Origin of the sequence: uncultured Kordia sp. (assembly GCF_947496985.1) — a bacterium.
Classification (GTDB): Bacteria; Bacteroidota; Bacteroidia; order Flavobacteriales; family Flavobacteriaceae; genus Kordia.
The window spans coordinates 525367-544062 of sequence record NZ_CANMEZ010000003.1 but is presented as its reverse complement, the minus strand read 5'-3'; the positions used below and the strand labels follow the sequence as shown (position 1 = coordinate 544062).

The 18696-nt window shown below is 32.0% G+C and carries 19 protein-coding genes; 6 read left to right on the top strand and 13 right to left on the bottom strand.

Annotated elements, in window-relative coordinates; genetic code table 11:
* Positions 1-132: 132 nt before the first annotated feature.
* Positions 133-996 (bottom strand): hydroxymethylglutaryl-CoA lyase, encoded by an 864-nt coding sequence (locus tag Q0828_RS10880; protein ID WP_298420486.1) that lies wholly within the window; start codon positions 994-996, stop codon positions 133-135.
* Positions 997-1256: 260 nt separating this feature from the next.
* Here Q0828_RS10880 and Q0828_RS10875 point away from each other — a divergent pair, with 260 nt between their 5' ends.
* The gene (locus tag Q0828_RS10875) at positions 1257-1433 is read left to right on the top strand and encodes a hypothetical protein (protein ID WP_298420484.1); all 177 of its coding nucleotides are present in this window, start codon (positions 1257-1259) and stop codon (positions 1431-1433) included.
* Positions 1434-1502: 69 nt separating this feature from the next.
* On the opposite strand, the gene Q0828_RS10870 is transcribed toward Q0828_RS10875, so the two are convergent.
* Both Q0828_RS10870 and Q0828_RS10865 read right to left on the bottom strand, forming a co-directional pair.
* Positions 1503-2246: a hypothetical protein gene (locus tag Q0828_RS10870; protein WP_298420482.1), complete on the bottom strand. Its 744-nt coding sequence runs from the start codon at positions 2244-2246 to the stop codon at positions 1503-1505.
* Between the two features lies 1 nt (position 2247).
* Positions 2248-2868, bottom strand: a complete 621-nt coding sequence (locus tag Q0828_RS10865; protein ID WP_298420481.1) for a LysE family translocator — start codon at positions 2866-2868, stop codon at positions 2248-2250.
* Positions 2869-2981: 113 nt separating this feature from the next.
* Between Q0828_RS10865 and Q0828_RS10860 the strand changes: the two genes are divergently transcribed.
* Entirely contained in the window at positions 2982-3905 is a 924-nt protein-coding gene (locus tag Q0828_RS10860; RefSeq protein WP_298420479.1) for a spondin domain-containing protein, read from the top strand.
* A gap of 84 nt (positions 3906-3989) precedes the next feature.
* The gene (locus tag Q0828_RS10855) at positions 3990-4190 is read left to right on the top strand and encodes a hypothetical protein (RefSeq protein WP_298420477.1); all 201 of its coding nucleotides are present in this window, start codon (positions 3990-3992) and stop codon (positions 4188-4190) included.
* An 83-nt stretch (positions 4191-4273) separates the two neighbouring features.
* Here the strand turns inward: Q0828_RS10855 and Q0828_RS10850 are convergent, their stop codons facing one another.
* The 6 genes from Q0828_RS10850 to Q0828_RS10825 are packed head-to-tail and all read right to left on the bottom strand — an operon-like array spanning position 4274 to position 13106.
* A complete protein-coding gene (locus Q0828_RS10850; protein ID WP_298420475.1) occupies positions 4274-5293 on the bottom strand; it encodes a quinone-dependent dihydroorotate dehydrogenase in 1020 nt (339 codons plus the stop codon).
* 50 nt (positions 5294-5343) lie between these two features.
* Positions 5344-6030 carry an ion channel gene (locus Q0828_RS10845; protein ID WP_298420473.1) on the bottom strand — a complete coding sequence of 229 codons (687 nt, stop codon included), beginning with the start codon at positions 6028-6030 and terminating at the stop codon, positions 5344-5346.
* A 2-nt stretch (positions 6031-6032) separates the two neighbouring features.
* The gene (locus tag Q0828_RS10840; RefSeq protein ID WP_298420471.1) at positions 6033-9149 is read right to left on the bottom strand and encodes an efflux RND transporter permease subunit; all 3117 of its coding nucleotides are present in this window, start codon (positions 9147-9149) and stop codon (positions 6033-6035) included.
* A gap of 20 nt (positions 9150-9169) precedes the next feature.
* The gene (locus Q0828_RS10835; RefSeq protein ID WP_298420469.1) at positions 9170-10252 is read right to left on the bottom strand and encodes an efflux RND transporter periplasmic adaptor subunit; all 1083 of its coding nucleotides are present in this window, start codon (positions 10250-10252) and stop codon (positions 9170-9172) included.
* 26 nt (positions 10253-10278) lie between these two features.
* Entirely contained in the window at positions 10279-12624 is a 2346-nt protein-coding gene (locus tag Q0828_RS10830) for a TolC family protein (protein WP_298420467.1), read from the bottom strand.
* Complete coding sequence (locus tag Q0828_RS10825; protein ID WP_298420465.1) at positions 12621-13106, bottom strand: hypothetical protein; 486 nt, start codon at positions 13104-13106, stop codon at positions 12621-12623. The genes Q0828_RS10830 and Q0828_RS10825 overlap by 4 nt, the downstream gene beginning before the upstream one ends.
* A gap of 143 nt (positions 13107-13249) precedes the next feature.
* Here Q0828_RS10825 and pepT point away from each other — a divergent pair, with 143 nt between their 5' ends.
* From pepT to Q0828_RS10810, 3 genes are all read left to right on the top strand, one after another.
* On the top strand, positions 13250-14485 hold the full coding sequence (gene pepT / locus Q0828_RS10820; protein WP_298420463.1) for a peptidase T: 1236 nt from the start codon (positions 13250-13252) through the stop codon (positions 14483-14485).
* Positions 14486-14612: 127 nt separating this feature from the next.
* Positions 14613-15443 carry a mechanosensitive ion channel domain-containing protein gene (locus Q0828_RS10815; protein ID WP_298420461.1) on the top strand — a complete coding sequence of 277 codons (831 nt, stop codon included), beginning with the start codon at positions 14613-14615 and terminating at the stop codon, positions 15441-15443.
* 74 nt (positions 15444-15517) lie between these two features.
* Positions 15518-16114, top strand: a complete 597-nt coding sequence (locus Q0828_RS10810) for a YdeI/OmpD-associated family protein (RefSeq protein ID WP_298420459.1) — start codon at positions 15518-15520, stop codon at positions 16112-16114.
* A gap of 38 nt (positions 16115-16152) precedes the next feature.
* On the opposite strand, the gene Q0828_RS10805 is transcribed toward Q0828_RS10810, so the two are convergent.
* The 4 genes from Q0828_RS10805 to nusB form a co-directional block, all read right to left on the bottom strand.
* Positions 16153-16653, bottom strand: coding sequence for a hypothetical protein (locus tag Q0828_RS10805; protein ID WP_298420456.1), 501 nt, complete (start codon positions 16651-16653; stop codon positions 16153-16155).
* Positions 16654-16768: 115 nt separating this feature from the next.
* Positions 16769-17056 carry a preprotein translocase subunit YajC gene (yajC, locus tag Q0828_RS10800; RefSeq protein ID WP_298420455.1) on the bottom strand — a complete coding sequence of 96 codons (288 nt, stop codon included), beginning with the start codon at positions 17054-17056 and terminating at the stop codon, positions 16769-16771.
* Between the two features lies 1 nt (position 17057).
* Positions 17058-17642, bottom strand: a complete 585-nt coding sequence (locus Q0828_RS10795) for a DUF1573 domain-containing protein (RefSeq protein WP_298420453.1) — start codon at positions 17640-17642, stop codon at positions 17058-17060.
* A 46-nt stretch (positions 17643-17688) separates the two neighbouring features.
* On the bottom strand, positions 17689-18630 hold the full coding sequence (gene nusB, locus Q0828_RS10790) for a transcription antitermination factor NusB (RefSeq protein WP_298420451.1): 942 nt from the start codon (positions 18628-18630) through the stop codon (positions 17689-17691).
* Positions 18631-18696: the final 66 nt, after the last annotated feature.

Genomic DNA, 18696 nt, shown 5'->3' with positions numbered 1-18696 from the left:
CTAATACCTTACGTAGATAACAATTTGTTAATATTTTCAATAGTATTGAGATATTACTAGTATGTATTAAGATTTGATCTTCGAGAACCTCAAACCTCACTTTTAAACTATATTACTATTTAAAAAGCTTAACTAGTGATAATAATTGAAAATTTTAGAAGCTTCATTGTAAGATGATTCAAAACTCATAGTTTGCACACCTGAATTCGCTTTTACTGTTGTAAAATACGAAACCATCTTCTCCGTAGGCATATTTCCTGTGAGTTCGTCTTTTGCCATTGGACAACCGCCAAATCCTTGAATAGCCCCATCAAAACGTCTGCAACCCGCTTTGTAAGCTGCATCAATTTTTTCGTGCCATGAACTTGGTGTTGTATGCAAATGTGCCCCAAATTCTATTTCTGGATATTTAGGAATTAGATTCGAGTATAGGTAATCAATTACATCTGGTGTAGAAGAGCCAATCGTATCTGAAAGTGATAAAATTTTCACTCCCATATTGGAAAGTTTTTCAGTCCACTCACCTACTATTTCCACATTCCAAGGATCACCATACGGATTTCCAAATCCCATGGATAGATAAGCAACAACTTCTTTGTTCGTTTTTGCTGCAATATTCAAGATTTCCTGAAGAGTTTCTATGGATTGTGCTATAGTTTTGTGTGTATTCCTCATTTGAAAATTCTCAGAAATGGAGAATGGATATCCTAAATATTGAATTTCTGGATGTATACTAGCGTCATTTGCTCCACGTACATTGGCAACAATTGCTAAGAGCTTACTTTTTGTAGTAGTTAAATCTAATTTTGATAAAACTTCGGCCGTGTCTACCATTTGCGGAATTGCTTTTGGCGATACAAAGCTCCCAAAGTCAATTGTATCAAAACCTACACGCAGTAGTGACTGAATGTATTGCACTTTTTTTTCTGTTGGAATAAACATTTTAATGCCTTGCATGGCATCTCGTGGACATTCTATAATTTTAATGTTTTCCATAGATTGTCAAAGATAATCAACGAAAACGTTTTAGGAAATATTTTTTTTGAACAGTTTTCACTCTTTTTTACTTTTGGTCTTAACCGTACTTTTATAGTTGTTATTCGCACAGAAAAAATCTACTATAAATATGACAAATAGCTTAATTTTCAACCTAATACTTTCACCTTTAATTCGATAATCATAGGATCAATACTTATGAAATGAGGTTATACTTTTGTTCTTTTACTTCTATTATATAACATTAAAAACTATTTATTATGAAGAAAAAAAGTTTAAAAAATTTGAAATTGAATAAAAAATCGATTTCTAATCTTGATCAAATGACTGGAGGAAAAGAAGGAAATATAACTTTTACTACTATTTTACCTTTTTGCTTTACCACATTATCTTGTGCTATTATCTGTGTTACTAAGTTAGGTTGCCCTGATGATTAATAGTAGTACTAATGGCAAATCATTCATTAAAGATGATTTGCCATTATTTATCTTTAATGTATTTTAATTTTAGGAATGAAATAGCCAAGGTCCTAAAAAATTGAACCATAAAATAAATCCAGATACGCTTCCTACACATCCAGCAACAATAAATGTAAATCTATATTTAATTGGAATGATCATGAAAATAATAAAGCTTGCAATGATTGCTCCTAAAATTGCAGTCATTACAGGAACTGTCCAATAATTGAGCCCTAAATATTCGGAGATATAAAATTCGTCTCCTCTGAAACGTTTGGTTCCGTTAATGAGATATCTTACTCCAGCCATAACAGTATTGAATACTTCTCGTAGTATGAAAAGTGATAAAAATACCGAAACCCAATCTATAATTTTGAAATTTTCTTCTTTTCTTCTATTTCTATATGCCAATAAAAATAATCCAATAAAACATGTTAGAATAGTTTGAGAAGGCCCACCAAGTGTGACATAGAAACTTTTTAAAGGATTATTTGGGAATTTTTCTTGAATTTTATCATACAATGCATTTACCTCTTGCTTTTCCTGTTCTGTGAAGTTATCATATGAACCTATTTTTTCAAACATACTTCGCCATTTTTGCACATCTTGGTCTTCTGAAAATCCTTTTTGATGGTATGACATACTTCCATAACTAAGTTGAGTTTCATAACCTAAATATTTAGCAACTGCAATATGTCCTAACTCATGTGTTTGTGTTCCAATAATTGTGCATAAAATAAAACTTATGAAGAATATAGAAAACCATTTTGGTAAAAGTTTAAATTGAATCATACTAGGTAACCATTATGAATATTGCAATTCCTATAAAAACGACGATTTGCAGCCATTTCATAAAAACTCCAATATTTTTATTTTTTTTAATCGTTTCAGAAATAGTTCCTGCCAAGACAGCTATCGAACCAAATACAACAAACGAAACCAAAATAAATAGCAATCCAAGAATATAAAATTGAATTACTTTATTCATTGTTTCACTAAAAAGAAACCCTGGAAATAATGCTAAAAAGAATAAAGTTACTTTCGGATTTAACACATTCATAATAAATCCTTGCTTGAAGAGCTCAAAAACACTTTTTTTAGGAATTGCATCGTTTCCTAATTCTATATCACCTGAACTTTTGAATACTTTGTATGCTAAATACACCAAATATATAGCTCCAAATAGTTTTATGATAAAGAATAAGGTTGGATTTTGCTTTAATATTGTTGAAGCGCCAAAGGCAACTACCGTCGTATGAATTAAACAACCTGACATTAATCCTAAAACTGTTGCTATTCCGTATTTACGACCATTTACAATGCTTTGCATGAGTACATAAATATTATCAGGTCCAGGTGTAATTGCTAAAAGTGAGGTTGCTGCAATAAACCCTATGAGTATTTCTATGTTCAATTCTATTATTTTTTAGATGTATAAAAGTATGTTTTTTTTATTAAACAGTTTCATTTTTGTAATGAAGATGCTTTTTTGCACGACTTAGTAAAGAAAAACATCTTTTTCCTGTTATGAAAGCTATTCAAACGTTGTCTCGTATTTTCTTTTTTGTCTTATTATTTTGCACTGTTACCGTTTTTGGACAGACACAAACAGCCAATTATACAATTACTTTTGAAGGAACTTGGAGTCCTATCACGCATCCTACTACAAACTTCCCTTCAAATGCGCATTGGTCAAATCTGGTAGGTGCTACACATAATAGCAATGTCATGTTTGTTGGTGCAGGATTATTTGCTTCCGCTGGTATTGAAAGTGTTGCCGAAAGCGGTATTAATGACACTTTTAATCAAGAAGTACTAAATGCGATTACAGCTGGAAATGCAAATTTGTATTTGGAACAAGTTTTTGATGCTTTTTCTCCCACTAGTAGTGCTTCAAAAAGTATTACTGTTGACAAAGATTTTCCACTGCTTTCTTTAGCCTCTATGATTGCTCCCAGTCCAGATTGGATGATTCAAGTTAATAGTTTGTCATTGTTGGATACAAACGGAGATTGGCTTCCTTCTATTACAATGGATTTGTTTCCTTATGACGCAGGAACAGAAAATGGTGACACTTATTCTTTTGATAATACAGAAACAATTCCACAAGAACCTATTACAAGTTTACAAAATATTGCTCCGTTTTCTAATGTAAAGGTTGGTACACTTACCGTTTCATTGGTTTCATTATCTGTAGAAGATTTTACAGCTAAAAACCCAATTGCTATTAGTACAAATGCTGCAACTAAATCTATTCAGGTGTATAATTATAATCGAAAAAACATTCAAAAGATGGACGTTTATGATGCATTTGGGAACATAGTGAAACGCTATACTACTTCTACAAATTCATCGGAGTATTCTATTTCTTTAACGGCTGTTAAAAATGGATTATATGTTGTAAAACTTCAAACTGAAAATGGAATTATTACTAAAAAGATACTTTTATAAATACGACTCACTAAGTTGATTTTAAAGCGCATACCTAGTTTCTTTATTTTTTATATATTTATGGAAACTAATAATCAAAACCATATGAGAACAATAGGTACGTACTTAGCCATTTTTGGGATTGGCTCCATTATTTTATACTTTTTTGATATGCAATTCAGACTTTTAATGTGGATAGATATGTGGGGAGAATCTGCTGGATGGGCGATTCGCATTGGAATGATAGTCCTAGGAGCTATATTATTTGTAATTGGAAAACCATCTGAAGAAGAAGCATCAGAATAGCTACATCGTATAATTACACATAACATAAAAAAAGTCCAATGTAAAATAACATTGGACTTTTTCTTTTAGTGTATGTTTTCAAACTACATTTTTTGTAGAATTTGTTTGTTGATATTTTTGATAAGTTTAGGACCTTCATAGATAAATCCTGTATACAATTGGACTAAATCTGCGCCAGCTTCTAGTTTTTCTAATGCATCTTCAGCAGAGTGAATTCCTCCTACTCCAACAATTGGAAACGCTTTGTTGCTTTTTTGCGCTAGAAAACGGATTACTTCTGTAGAACGTTTTGTCAATGGTTTTCCACTTAATCCACCTTTTTCCTCTTTATCTTCAGACTTCAATCCTTCACGAGAAATTGTCGTATTAGAAGCAATGACTCCTGCTATTTTGGTATCTGCTATAATTTCAATGATGTCTTCTAATTGTTCGTTTGTTAGGTCTGGAGCAATTTTTAGTAAGATTGGTTTTGGAGCTTCTTTCTCTTTGTTCATTGTTTGCAAAGTTGTCAAAAGCTTAGTCAACGGTTCTTTGTCTTGTAATTCACGTAAACCTGGTGTATTTGGAGAACTTACATTTACGACAAAGTAATCAACATGTGGAAATAATGCTTCAAAACATATTTTATAATCTTCTACAGCAGCTGCATTTGGTGTCACTTTGTTTTTTCCTATGTTTCCACCGATCAGCACACCTTTATTCTTTTTTAAACGTTCAACCGCTTCATGAACACCTCCATTATTGAATCCCATACGATTGATGATTGCTTCATCTTGCTTTAAGCGAAATAGGCGTTTTTTAGGATTTCCTACTTGTGGTTTCGGTGTTAGAGTTCCTATTTCTATAAAACCAAAACCAAAGTTTGATAACTCATTGTAGAGTTTCGCATCTTTATCAAATCCGGCAGCTAAACCTACAGGGTTTTTAAATTTTAAACCAAAAACAGTGCGTTCTAAACGTTTGTCATTTACGGTATAGATTCCTCTAAAAATGCTTGCCACTAAAGGAATTTTACACAATGTTCTAATTAAAGAGAACGTAAAGTGATGAACTTTTTCTGGATCGAATAGAAAAAGGATGGGTTTTACAAGAAATTGGTACATGTTGTATTGTTTGTGCAAAAATAGTCGAATTTTTAGAAGTCAAAATATGTTTAGTCATTATTTTTTATCACTGAGACATTTATATATTTTGCCACTACAACTGACGTAATAATGATCACATAAAATTGCCCTATTAAACCAATTAAAACCACCGCTTTTTGTGCAATTGGCGTTACCGGAATGATATCTCCATATCCAATAGTTAAGAGTGTTATATATGCGTAATACATTAAACTATCAAAACGAACATCTAAATTTTGCCCATCTAATAATATTCCCGTAAATGAATTTGACTCAACCAATTCTATAGATAGTAGCATAAAAAACGCTAAGAAACCTAAAGATATATAACCACTCATCAAACCAATAATAACTGTTTTATCTACTTTCTTTTCATGCCAAACTTGCTCTATGGTATGCAGCGTTACTATGATATAGAAAATAAAATAGACTGATAATCGCATTAAAATGAATTCATTTTTTTCAACTTCCATAAATAAACTATTCCCAAAAGCAATAATAGCTACAGCTATTAAAATGATTAGAAACCACATTGTTTTCTTTTTTTTGGAGACTAATAAAATTCCACTTGCAATGTTTAATATAAAAAGTGCTGGCAATAGAATGAGCTGAAAGAAATTGTCTGGAAAAAACAACGATCCGAACAGAATAAAAAACTGTGTTGCTATAAACAATTCGAATCGATGTTTGTATAAATATGCTATGAATACTTTCATTATTAGTCTTCTAAAAGTTGTTCATTAAATTCATAATCTTTATAGTTTACTCTGAATAATGCACTGTATAATGCTGGAATGAAAAGTAGCGTAATTACCGTTCCAAATAACAACCCTACCATAATACTTACTGCCATTCCTTCCCACATTTCTCCTCCGCTTAGGTATAATGGAATTAATCCTAATACTGTGGTAAATGTTGCTAATAGTATTGGTCGGAAACGTTGCAAACAAGCTGCGATTACGGCATCTTCTTCTGAACGTCCTAAATCGTTTTGTTCTATTTCCATACGATCAATGAGTACAATTGCGTTGTTAATGACAATTCCTGCCAAGGAAATTACGCCTAAAAACGGCATGAAACCAAATGGTTCTTGGAAAATTAATAATCCAATGACAACTCCGATTACTCCTAATGGGATTGTTAAAACGACCATTGTCATTTTTCTGAATGAATTAAATTGTATAATTAATAACATGATGATGATGAATCCTGATAATGGCAAGTATGATATTACTGAACCCATACTTTCTGCTGTACTTTTTGCGTCACCTCCGAATTCATACGTATATCCTTGTGGCCAAGTTTTCATCTGTTCTTCTAACCAAGGTGTGATTTCTGCAGTAATTGCCGAAGCGTTTCCATCTTCACGTAATTCACTCATTACATTGATGGTTCTTCGTAAGTCTAATCGTTTTATTTTTGAGTATTGCCATTGTGGAATTATAGCTGCTACTTGTAATAATGGCACACTTTTTCCTGAGTTTTGTGCATAAATATTTAATGTTTCTAGTGAAGCTAATGATTGTTGCTGACTTGAGTTGCTTCGCATCAATATTGGAATTGATTTATCATTTTCTCTGTATTCTCCAGTTTGAAATCCGTCTAAAACAGTTTGCAATGAAGTGGCTATATCTTGACTAGAAACACCTGCAGTTTGCGCTCTATTTTGATCTATTTGAATTAAAAACTTTTTACTTTTTGGTCCCCAATCATCCTTGATATTTTTTGTTCCATAAATATTGAACAGTTTGGTTTTGATACTTTCCGAAATGTTTGCTAATTCATCAGGATTTTGTCCAGATACTTTTATTTCTATTGGAGTTCCACCTCCGCCAGCTCCTAAAGCTCCTACTTTGATATCTGCATTTGGGAAGTTTTCAAAACCGAAATTATCCAATTTAGCAATCATTGCATTATTTTCATTGAATGAAGATGTATTGACTAAGATATGTGCATAACTAGAATTTGCTTCATCTTGAGAATACCCTAAATCATACGATTCTGGTCCTTGTCCAATATAAGATGACCAATCAACTACTCCCGTAGTTCTTGTTTCATTTGTTTGCAAAGAATCAATCATGTATTGTTCTAATTTCTTTACTAAATCTGTTGTAACTTCTATTTTTGTTCCAGAAGGTAAGTTGATATCTACCGTTATCATATTTCTATCACTATCTGGAAAGAATAAGAACGGAATTTTAGTAAACCCATATAGCGAAATAAAGAACACTAGAAATATTCCGGCAATCACTTTGTATTTGTTTGTAAGCGCTGATAGAATTAAATTTTTATAATATCCTTTTAATTTGTTTATAATTTTATCGATAAAACTTGGTTTCTTCTCACCTTTTGGTGCTACTTTTAGGAATAAGTAACAGAACATTGTAATTACTGTTAATGCTATGACCCAAGAAGAAAGTAGTGCTATTGTAATTACTACGAAAATTGGACCTACAATGTCTCCCATTGATGTTGGTGACATGTAGAATGCTAAGAATGCTGCTGAAGTTGTCAATGTTGAGATTAATAATGGCATCCATAGTTCTGAAAACGCTTGTACAGCTGCTTCTTTTTTCTGAATTCCTTGTTCCATTTTTACCATAATGGTTTCGGCGACCACAATAGCATTATCAACCAACATTCCTAATGCCATAATTAAAGCTGCAAGTGTTACTTGGTTTAATCCCATATTGATAACTCCCATGATCATTAATGTCATGATAGTTACTATTGGAATTAAACTAGCAATGACAAATCCTGTGCGGAATCCTAAGAAAATAAGCATTACAATTAATACTATTCCAATGGATTGCATCAAGTTTGTGATGAAATTTTCAACTTTATTATCAATGTATGTATCCAAGGAAGATACACGTGTAAGTTCCAAACCAACAGGAAGTCTGGTTCTCCATTCACTAACAACTTTATCCACTTCTTCCCCAAGTTTTATGACATTAGAGTTTTCTTTAAGATTTACATGTATGGATACTGCATCTTTACCATTTAATCGTACTTTTTGTGTTGGCGGATCAATGTATCCTTTACGAATCGTCGTAATATCACCAAGCTTTACTAATTGCGAACCATTTGCACCAACTGGGATCAACATTTCTCTAATTTCAGCAACTGAGTTAAAGTTTCCCGTTGGTTCTAAGATGACACGTTCTTCTCCTGAGTTTATTTGTCCTCCGGAGCTTAATATGTTTGTAGAACCAATGATTTGCTGAAGTTTCGATGCTGACAAACCATATTCTTTGAGTCGTGTATTATCAAATTCAACAAATACACGTTCGTCTTGCGTTCCTCCAAGTACAACCTTTGCAGCATCTGGAAGCTTTATAAGATCATCTTTTATATCATCTGCATATTCTTTCATTTCTGCATATGAATAACCGTCAGATGTTATTCCGACTACAATTCCATATACATCACCAATTCCATCATCTTGTAAATCTGGTCGAACACCTTCTGGCAAACCTTGTACAGCATTTATTTTTCTTCGTAAACGATCCCAAACTGCTTGTAGTTTTTCTTCTGCTACTTCATCTTTTAAAGTCACAGCTACAATTGACAATCCTGTTCTGGACGTACTTGTAACTTCTTTCAATTCTGGAAGTTCTTGTGCTAATTTTTCTATTTTATCAGATACTAATTGCTCTACACGTTCTGGGCTCGCACCAGGAAATACAGATACTACCGAAGCAACTCGTATGGTAAAAGGTGGCATACTATCTCTGGACAGTCCTGAATACATTACAACTCCCATGAGGATAATTGTAAGCAACACCATGATCGTGATTCTGTTCTTTTCTATGGAAAATTTCGCTAAATTCATATGATTATTGTGTTGACCGATTATTGTAATTTAACTTCTTGACCATTTAATAAAGTTTGCAATCCGGCAGTCGCAATTTTTTGCCCAACTGTTAATCCTGATTTTATTTCAAATCCTTCAGGCGTCAATGTTCCAATTGTTATTTTTTGCTTTTTCACTTTTGCATTTTCTCCTTCTCCTTCAATTAAAAACACAAATCGTCCATTACTATCTTCTCCAACAGCATTTGCAGGGACAACTAAGGTTTTGTTATTTACTTTTCGATCTCCAAAATCAAATGTTACGTTTGCTGTCATTCCACTTTTTATTGTATCTGTAGGATTGTTTAGCGTTACACGTACTGGATAAGTTGCTGTATTTTGATCTACCGCTGGAGAAACTTCCGTTACTTTAGCTTCAAACTTTTCATTAGTTAACGAAGAAAAATCTACTGATACATTCATTCCATTTTTCACACCATTAATTACACTTTCAGGAATTCCAATAGTTATTTCCATTTCGTTTCCAGAATTTAGTGTAGCTATTAATTGCCCTGTAGATACGTTTTCATCAATTTCTGCATCAACAGTTGCTATTGTTCCATCTTCAGGAGCATATAAATATCCATAACGAATTTGCTCTTGCTGAATAGCCAATCCTCTTTTTGAAGATTTGTAGCTTTCAGATGCTGTTTTATATGAATTTTTTGCTGCTTCAAAATCACTTAACGATGTACTTCCTTTTTCATATAATACACGCACTCTATCTAAGCTTAATTTTGCTGTGTTTACTTGTGATTCTGCACTATTTACTTGTGTTAACGCTTGTTCATATGACAAACGAGCAGAAACATTGTCTAACTTCCCAAGCAATTGTCCTTTTTTGACTTTCTGTCCAAGTTTCACATTTAATTCTGTGATAATACCAGAGTTTCGAAAACTCATTTTTATGATTTTATCCGTTTGTGCAGTTCCACTGAATGATCTAATTTTTTCACCTCCTAAATAACCAACTTTTTGATATTTTACAGGACGTTTTACGATTTCTTGCTTCTTTTCTTCTTCTCCACAAGAAGTAAAAGTGAATACGAATATTATTAGTAATATGTTATATAAATGCTTCATGAGTATGAGATTTTTGCGGTAGATGATTAGTTTTTATTGTTTAAAAATTCTAAAAAGCGTTGTTTAAAAGCTACATTTTCACTTTCAGAATTTAGCAAGAAATAATATCCTAAATAACGTTCTAGCTCCAACGCATTGATTAGATAGTTATATACAGCATTCGTTCTTGATAATTGAGCGTTTAAGTAATTGTTTTGCGCATCTAAAAGTTGTACAACATTTACGGCTCCATTTGCATAAGATGTTTGTGTTAACTCTAGTGATTCTTGCGCAGTTGCTTCTGATACTTTAGAGAGTTCTATATTAGAAATTTGATTGACAAGATTTAGTACACTGTTTCTAACATTTGCTGAGATTGACAATGCTGTATTATCACGATTTATTTCTAGTTGATCTTTTTGAATGATCGCTATTTGCTGATTGATATTTGTTTTATTTTGATTGAATATGGGAATCGAGATATTGAGCCCTACATTATAGTTTCCGTCTGGAACGGCAGGAAAACCTGTTGGAAAAGTACTGCCAACTCCTGAACGACTAAATGTTCGGTTGTACTGTCCTTGCAACGCAACCGTTGGTAAAAAACGCCCACTTCCATTTAGTTTTATATTACGCTCGGTAGCTTCTAAATTATAGCCTAAGGCTTTTAATTCTGGTGCATTTTTCTTTGCTTCTTCAATTAGGAATTCAATAAAAGGTTCTCTTAGTTTAGGATCATCTAACAACTCAGTGATTTGATCGTAATTGTAGTTTTTAAAGATTCCTTTATCCATTTCTACATCTTCAATGTCTATTTCAGTAGCTATTGGATTATTAAGAAGTTGATTTAATAAAACAAAAGCTTGCTCTAATTGATTTACAGCTTCCACCATTGATTGTGTGTTTTGTGCCATTTCACTTCGGAAACGTAACATATCTGATTTTCCAGATTGTCCAGCGTCAAAATTTTGTTCTGCTAATTGTAAATTTCGCTTAGTCAATCCTAAGTTACGAAGTTGTATTTGTGCATTCGCTTTCAAAATTAACGTACTGAAATATGCATTGGAAGCATTAAAAATTGTATTCAGTTCTTCTGCATTGTAATTTTCTTGTTGTGCTTTTTGTAAATTTTTCTGAATGTCAATATTTGCATTTGCCGATTCTGAAAAAACCGTTTGCTGCAATGTTAGATTTCCTGCCGTTGAAAATTCAGGGCTCTGTCCATTACTCACTTCTGCTAAATTTGGATCAACATAAGTTCCTGAAGCAGCTGCAGTAAGACTTGGCAAATAATTACTTTTAGCAGTTTTTACATCTTGCCCTGTAAGATCAATATCTTTTTGTAATGATTGTAATGAAAGGTTTTTATCCAAAACCCCTTCTATTACCGTTAGTAAATTATATTGCTTTTCAGAGATCGCGTTTTTAAAATCTCCCACAAAATCTGTATCATTAATCAAACTATATTTTATAGGTACACTTACCAATTCACTTGTATTATAATTTATAGTTAAGCGCGAATTGTATTCTATAAATACTGATTGCTCAGAAAGCGGCGTTCCATTAACATAGGCTTCAATAATCAATGAAATTCTTCGCATGAATTGATCAAAGTTATCTTCTGTTTGATTTGTAGCCATGATTCCTGCTTTAACCTGATCGATTCCGTTAATAGTAAACGATGGAATTTTTTTAGTAATAAACGCTTTCGCTAATTGTTTTACTTCTTCATCTTTCAGAAAAAATCCACCAGCAATATAAGCCGCATCAATATCTGTCAAATTACTTGTAATATCTGACACAGAAGAAAATGGAATAATCTTATAATCAACCTCTAAAGCTTTTGTCATAGGTGTAAAGGTTTTATGTAATTGCAATACATCTACCAACTGTTGCTCTATAATAATTCCAACTTTTTTGAAATTAGTGAGTTGTTTAAGTTTTTCTAGATCTTCTTTATATGAATCTGATTCTATCAAATACGTAAAATTGTTTATCCCAGAAGTTTTCTTAGACAAATCAACATTTGCAATATCCTGATTTACAGCTCCAAACAAAATTGTAGGTTTTACATAGGATGTTTGCTTATTTATAATTACACTATTCATAACACCAAAAGCCAAAATAATATCTGTTTCATTCTGTAAAAGTGTCGTGTAGTTTTGTTGTGCCCTTTGTAAGTCATAATTATTTACCAGAATGTTTTGTTCTGAAAAATTAATGACAGCATCTTCTCCTACAACGGCTTTGATTTGATTTTCAATTTGTATAATTAAAGGGTCAATATCTTTCGTTCTGTTATCTAACAGAACTCCAACATCGTAAGATTTTTTTACTTGGGCAAAAGTGAAAGTAGCACATAGGAATAGTGCTATTGAAAAAAGGTTTTTCATAATATGATTTTGTCTTTTAAAATATCTTCAAAATGAAATTCAAGTTTTTGTTGTACAAAACCTAAAACATCTTCACTAAATAGAATACTTTTTTCTATATAATTATTTAATGTAGAATTGTCATCATTCCTTAAATTTAGTACTTGTTCAAACAATTTAGATTGCAACTTATACGCTTCCAACACTGTACTAATTCGTTTTACTAATCCTTCAATATTTAGATAAAATAATCGCAAACGCTTATTATGTTCATCATATGTATACGCAACTTCATTAATTTGATTTAAAAATGATAATGCTTTACTAGTTGCACTTTTACTAATGTTTAAAGCTGTTTTTATTTCTTCAAAAGTGAAATACTTCTGATCAGATGTATAAAAAAGCCCTAATATTCTACCTGCTATCGGTGGATAATTGTCATTGGATAACAACTCTCCGAAGCTATCTGTAATTTCTTTTTTTAACTTTTCTTTGGTTTCCATGATGCGAAACTACAATAAAGTTTCCAAACAAGGAAACTAAAATTGAATTATTTTTCATATTAAAAATCAATAAGTTACAAATTTCATCTCATAATAATAGATATGGTTTTCAAAATATCTTATTTTTGAAAAAAAGATTACACATGCAACATATTATAGATAGATTCATTAGTTACGTAACTATTGACACTGAATCTGATCCAACTTCAGAAACAACTCCGAGTACAAAAAAACAATGGGATTTAGCCAACTTATTAGTTGACGAATTGAAACAAATTGGCTTGTCTGATGTTACTATTGACGAAAACGCGTATATCATGGCAACTCTGCCTAGCAATGTAGATCATGAAGTGCCAACAATCGGTTTTGTTTCACATTTTGATACATCTCCAGATTTTACTGGTGCTAATGTAAATCCGCAAATCGTACCAAATTACGATGGAAAAGATATCGTTTTGAATGCTGAACAAAATATTGTGCTTTCTCCAGATTATTTTGAAGATTTATTACTTTACAAAGGAAATACCTTAATCACTACGGACGGAACAACTTTACTAGGCGCAGATGATAAAGCTGGAATTTGTGAAATTGTTTCTGCAATGGAATACTTAATTAATCATCCTGAAATAAAACACGGAAAAATTCGCATTGGTTTTACTCCAGACGAAGAAATTGGTCGTGGTGCTCATAAATTTGATGTAGAAAAGTTTGGAGCAGATTGGGCATATACGATGGACGGAAGCGAAATTGGAGAACTTGAATACGAAAACTTCAATGCAGCAAGTGCCAAGATAGACATTAAAGGAAAAATTGTACATCCTGGATACGCAAAAGGGAAAATGATTAATTCTATTTTGATCGCAAATGAAATTATCAATTCTTTACCGCAACACGAAGTTCCACAAGAAACTACAGATCGTGAAGGGTTTTATCATTTACACACCACAAAAGGAAGTGTTGAAGAATCTTCATTAGAATATATTATTCGCGATCATGACAAAGCAAAGTTTGAAGCACGTAAAGAATTGTTTGAAAAAATTGCAGCTGACATCAACAGTCGTTATTCATACGATCCTGTAACCTTGGTTTTAAAAGATCAGTATTATAATATGCGTGAAAAGGTAGAACCTGTATTTCATATTGTAGAAATTGCTGAAGAAGCAATGAAAGCATTAAATATTACACCTATTATTAAACCAATTCGCGGTGGTACAGATGGTTCGCAATTATCTTTTATGGGCTTACCATGTCCAAATATTTTTGCTGGTGGACATAATTTTCACGGACGTTACGAATATGTTCCTGTAGAAAGTATTATGAGTGCCATTGATGTTATTGTAAAAATTACTGAACTGACTGCAAAAAAGTATAAAAAGTAGTACATATTTGTGAGTTGACCGATTTTTTATAGTCATACATCGATCACTATTATTTTATTGTTTTGTAAGAATTTAACTAACTTAGTGTTTATTACTTTTGGATATATAACCTTAAAAACAAAAAATAATGGGAAATACAATTACAGATTCGTTAGGTACATTTTACGATTCAATTGCAGTTGGAATTGGCGATTGGGGATTGAAATTAATTGGCGCGTTAGCTGCATTAATTATAGGCTTCTGGATTATTAGAATGCTTATGAAAGCGATTTCAAAAGCATTTGAAACACGTCATGTAGATGAAACATTACGCCCTTTCCTCCTCACCTTGATTGGTTTTATACTTAAAATTGTTTTACTAATTTCTATTGCTGGAATTGTCGGAATTCCTACTGCTTCTTTTGCTGCATTAATTGCAGGTATTGGAATTGCTATTGGAGCAGCTTTTAACGGTTCTTTAGGGCATTTAGCTTCTGGTGTGATGTTACTAATTTTCAGACCTTTTAAAGTTGGAGATTTAATTAAGACGAATGATGCTTTCGGTTTTGTAAAAGAAATTTCTGTGTTTGTAACTATTATTGAAACATTTCAGAATGAAACTGTAATTGTACCAAATGGTGCCATTACAGCTAATAAAATCACAAATCTTACACAAATAGGGAACTTACGTATTGACATGCCTTTCGGAATTCAATATGGAACTGATATTAAGAAAGCGAAAGAAATTGTGTTCCAAGTTTTAAATAATGATGACAAAGTACTAAACGATCCTGCACCGAGAGTTGCCGTGAATAACTTAGGCACTAATGGTATTGAATTGCTTGCAATGCCTTACGCTAACTGCGAAGATTATTGGGATGTATATTGGGATACTCGTCAAAAAATTGTAGAAGCACTTGGTGCTGCCGATTATGATGCGCCTTTTGCACAACGCATTGTAACAATGAAACAAGAATAACATTTATATAGAATTACACAAAAGCAGCTTTACATAAAGCTGCTTTTTTTTATTTTAGTCTAAACTTAAAGATCATGAAAAAATATACTTCTGTCGAATCTTATATTTCAAGTTTCCCGCAATGGGAAGACAAGTTACGCTTGCTACGAAGTATTATTCTTAAAAACCCAGATTTTGAAGAAGGTTTCAAATGGAGTTTACCTGTATATATGATAGATGGAAAAAACTTGCTTGGTTTAGGCGCGTTTAAAACACATATAAGTTTGTGGTTTTTTCAAGGAGCTTTATTGAAAGATGAAGCAAATGTTTTAGTAAATGTGCAAGAAGGAAAAACACAAGCCATGCGTCATTGGAAGTTTATGGATTCTGATACTGTTTCTGAGTCTTTAATACAAACCTATATAGATGAAACTCTTGCGTATAAAAAAGCAGGAAAAACGGTTCTTATGAAGAAAAAAAGCACTGAATTTATTATACCAGATGAATTAAAAAGTGCGTTAGATACAAATACTAGTTTAAAAACTGCCTTTGAAGCATTATCCAATTACAAACAAAAAGAATATGCAGAACATATTGCTACAGCAAAAAGAGCAGCTACTAAAGAAAGTCGTTTGAAAAAAATTGTTCCTATGATTCTGGAAGGAAAAGGTTTAAATGATAAGTATCGCTAGTTTTTGTAACTTATTTTTACTTTTATTTTATACTCTCCTTATAATTTTTTTTCTATAAATACGTCAATTTCTTTTCCTAAAGCAATCCATTTATCTTCAAAAGATGTTAATTCTTTAATCATATTATCTAAATCGATAGATGTTGAATGATTATTTGAAATAACTTCTTTAAGTTCATTTAGCTTAATTTGTTTTAGCATGGTTAACTTTTCTAAACCGTGTTTTAATGAAAATGTATATTTTGAAGCGTCTAAATCATATGCTTCTAACATCTCATTTAATTTTGCTGTATCTTTCTCAGCTATTGCAATAGCTGAGTTTATAGCATATAAATCAACTTCTTCTTCCCCTGACGAAACCACCTGTTTTAAAACAGCTATATATTTAGTTTTATGTATTACCAAACGAGAAATTTGATTTGCAATAGCATTTAGTTTATTCTTTTTCTGGAGGTTTGTAATTTTGTTGTAAGACTTCTCCAATAAGCCAGTTATGCTTTTTACAAAATTCAAAGAATCGAGATCAATATTTATCTTCATATAACTATCCTACTTTAATTAATATACTTCTAAAGTTAAGCTTTTTCTGAAAATAACATAAAACAAAAAAGCATCGTTTTCACGATGCTTTTCCATATATGCTTAATAAGCGTATTTATTTTTTTTCAGGAGTATTGACTCTCAATGTTGCATCTGCTGAAAGTGCTGCGCGTTCAAATTTAATTTTCCCGGCACCAGTTTCAATAACACAGGTATTGTCTTTATCATTGAGTTCGACTATTTTTCCATGAATTCCACTTTTAGTAATCACACGATCACCTTTTTTGATAGAAGTCATAAAGTTTTTCTCCTTCTTTTGACGTTTAATACTAGGCGATAGTATAAAAAAGTATACGACTACCACCATTAATAATAAAGGCCATTGCTGTAAAATTCCTTCCATTTTAGTGATTATGCCCTTCGGTTTTTGCTGCTGCTGCTTTCTTAGTAGCTGCTGCTTTTTGTTGTGCTTCTTGTTGCGCTTTCATTCTAGCTTCTCTCTCAAGTGCTGCTTTAGCTCTTTTAGCTTCTAACTCAGGGTTAGGGTTTGCAAATGCCTTGATACGAACAATTTCTCTACCTTTTTCAGTATTCGCTGTAACCGTAACTGTATTTGTTTTAAGGTTTGGCTTGTTAGTAGAGTTATACTTTACAGTAAACTGCCCTTCTGCTCCAGGTGCGATAGGTTCTCTTGGCCAATCGTTAGGAACTGTACAACCACAACTTCCTTTAATATTTGTAATTAATAAAGGTGTTGATCCAGTATTTGTAAACTTAAATGTAGTTTCAACTTGGTCTCCTTCGTTAATTTTACCAAAGTCATGCTCCGTTTTGTCAAACGTCATTGCTGCAAAATTCTTTGATTGTGCATCTCTTTCTGCTGCTTCTGCAACGTTCTCACTTTTTACTTTTTTTGATGCGTCGTCTTTACATGATGTGAATAAGACAAGCGACATAGCTCCTAATAGTATAAATCCTTTTCTGATCATAATAGTGTTTAAAATTTAGATATGGTAAATTTAATAATTGTTTTCGTTACATCAAACCGCGACCGATTTTATTTAACTTATTTTCTTTTTTGTATTCTTTAATCAATTTATCAAGAATCCCGTTTACAAACATACTACTTTTCGATGTAGAATATTCTTTAGCGAGCTCAATATATTCATTTATAGTCACTTTTGCAGGAATTGAAGGGAATTTTAAAAATTCACAAATTGCCATTTTTAAGACAATCAAGTCCAAGTTTGCGATTCTGTCTTTATCCCAGTTTGGTGTTTTTCCCTGAATTTCAGCAGTTAACATTTCATCATTTAATACTGTCTTCGTGAATAAATCTTTCACAAATTGACGATCTTCATCATCTTTATATAATTCTGACAAAAAGATTTTTTCCTTTCCTTTTCTAGATTGCTTTATTGATTTTAAAATCAATGTATTAATTACTGGAATATCATCTAGCCAAGTAAGTTTTTGATCTTCAAAGTATTCGTATAATTTCTCATTTGGTGCAATTACTTCTGAGAATAACTTTGCAACAAAGGCTTTGTCTAAATCATAGTTTGTCTCTGTTGCTGCCATGTATTTTTTATACAAATCACTTGCAACCATTGCATCAAAAATAACACGAATGTATTCATCGTTTAATTCCCAATCGTTTAAATTTCTATTATTTAATGCTTCTTTTAATTCTTCATTTTCAACTAAATGACGAATGATTGCATTTTGAATAAACTTTCTATTTGGGTTTTTATCTTCTGAAGTCGCTAAGTATTTTTTCTGCGAAAGCGCAAGTTGATTCGCTGCATACTCACTTAATTTTACAAATAAATCTAGTGTAAGTATATATAAATCATGCATATTCGCAATACTCATATTGATAAACTTCAATTCTTTATCAACTTGATCACTTTGTGATTGTGACAATGCATATATGGACTGCATTACTTTAACTCGAATATGTCTTCTTGTTAGCATCTAAGTAAGAACTTTAATTGTATATAATAAAATGATATTTCATTGCAATAGTACTTTCTAGCAAAA

What these genes read in the sequence shown, in the direction of transcription:
- Q0828_RS10880 (WP_298420486.1), bottom strand. Translation starts at nt 996, where the DNA reads ATGGAAAACATTAAAATTATAGAATGTCCACGAGATGCCATGCAAGGC.
- Q0828_RS10875 (WP_298420484.1), top strand. Translation starts at nt 1,257, where the DNA reads ATGAAGAAAAAAAGTTTAAAAAATTTGAAATTGAATAAAAAATCGATT.
- Q0828_RS10870 (WP_298420482.1), bottom strand. Translation starts at nt 2,246, where the DNA reads ATGATTCAATTTAAACTTTTACCAAAATGGTTTTCTATATTCTTCATA.
- Q0828_RS10860 (WP_298420479.1), top strand. Translation starts at nt 2,982, where the DNA reads ATGAAAGCTATTCAAACGTTGTCTCGTATTTTCTTTTTTGTCTTATTA.
- Q0828_RS10855 (WP_298420477.1), top strand. Translation starts at nt 3,990, where the DNA reads ATGAGAACAATAGGTACGTACTTAGCCATTTTTGGGATTGGCTCCATT.
- Q0828_RS10850 (WP_298420475.1), bottom strand. Translation starts at nt 5,293, where the DNA reads ATGTACCAATTTCTTGTAAAACCCATCCTTTTTCTATTCGATCCAGAA.
- Q0828_RS10845 (WP_298420473.1), bottom strand. Translation starts at nt 6,030, where the DNA reads ATGAAAGTATTCATAGCATATTTATACAAACATCGATTCGAATTGTTT.
- Q0828_RS10840 (WP_298420471.1), bottom strand. Translation starts at nt 9,149, where the DNA reads ATGAATTTAGCGAAATTTTCCATAGAAAAGAACAGAATCACGATCATG.
- Q0828_RS10835 (WP_298420469.1), bottom strand. Translation starts at nt 10,252, where the DNA reads ATGAAGCATTTATATAACATATTACTAATAATATTCGTATTCACTTTT.
- Q0828_RS10830 (WP_298420467.1), bottom strand. Translation starts at nt 12,624, where the DNA reads ATGAAAAACCTTTTTTCAATAGCACTATTCCTATGTGCTACTTTCACT.
- Q0828_RS10825 (WP_298420465.1), bottom strand. Translation starts at nt 13,106, where the DNA reads ATGGAAACCAAAGAAAAGTTAAAAAAAGAAATTACAGATAGCTTCGGA.
- pepT (WP_298420463.1), top strand. Translation starts at nt 13,250, where the DNA reads ATGCAACATATTATAGATAGATTCATTAGTTACGTAACTATTGACACT.
- Q0828_RS10815 (WP_298420461.1), top strand. Translation starts at nt 14,613, where the DNA reads ATGGGAAATACAATTACAGATTCGTTAGGTACATTTTACGATTCAATT.
- Q0828_RS10810 (WP_298420459.1), top strand. Translation starts at nt 15,518, where the DNA reads ATGAAAAAATATACTTCTGTCGAATCTTATATTTCAAGTTTCCCGCAA.
- Q0828_RS10805 (WP_298420456.1), bottom strand. Translation starts at nt 16,653, where the DNA reads ATGAAGATAAATATTGATCTCGATTCTTTGAATTTTGTAAAAAGCATA.
- yajC (WP_298420455.1), bottom strand. Translation starts at nt 17,056, where the DNA reads ATGGAAGGAATTTTACAGCAATGGCCTTTATTATTAATGGTGGTAGTC.
- Q0828_RS10795 (WP_298420453.1), bottom strand. Translation starts at nt 17,642, where the DNA reads ATGATCAGAAAAGGATTTATACTATTAGGAGCTATGTCGCTTGTCTTA.
- nusB (WP_298420451.1), bottom strand. Translation starts at nt 18,630, where the DNA reads ATGCTAACAAGAAGACATATTCGAGTTAAAGTAATGCAGTCCATATAT.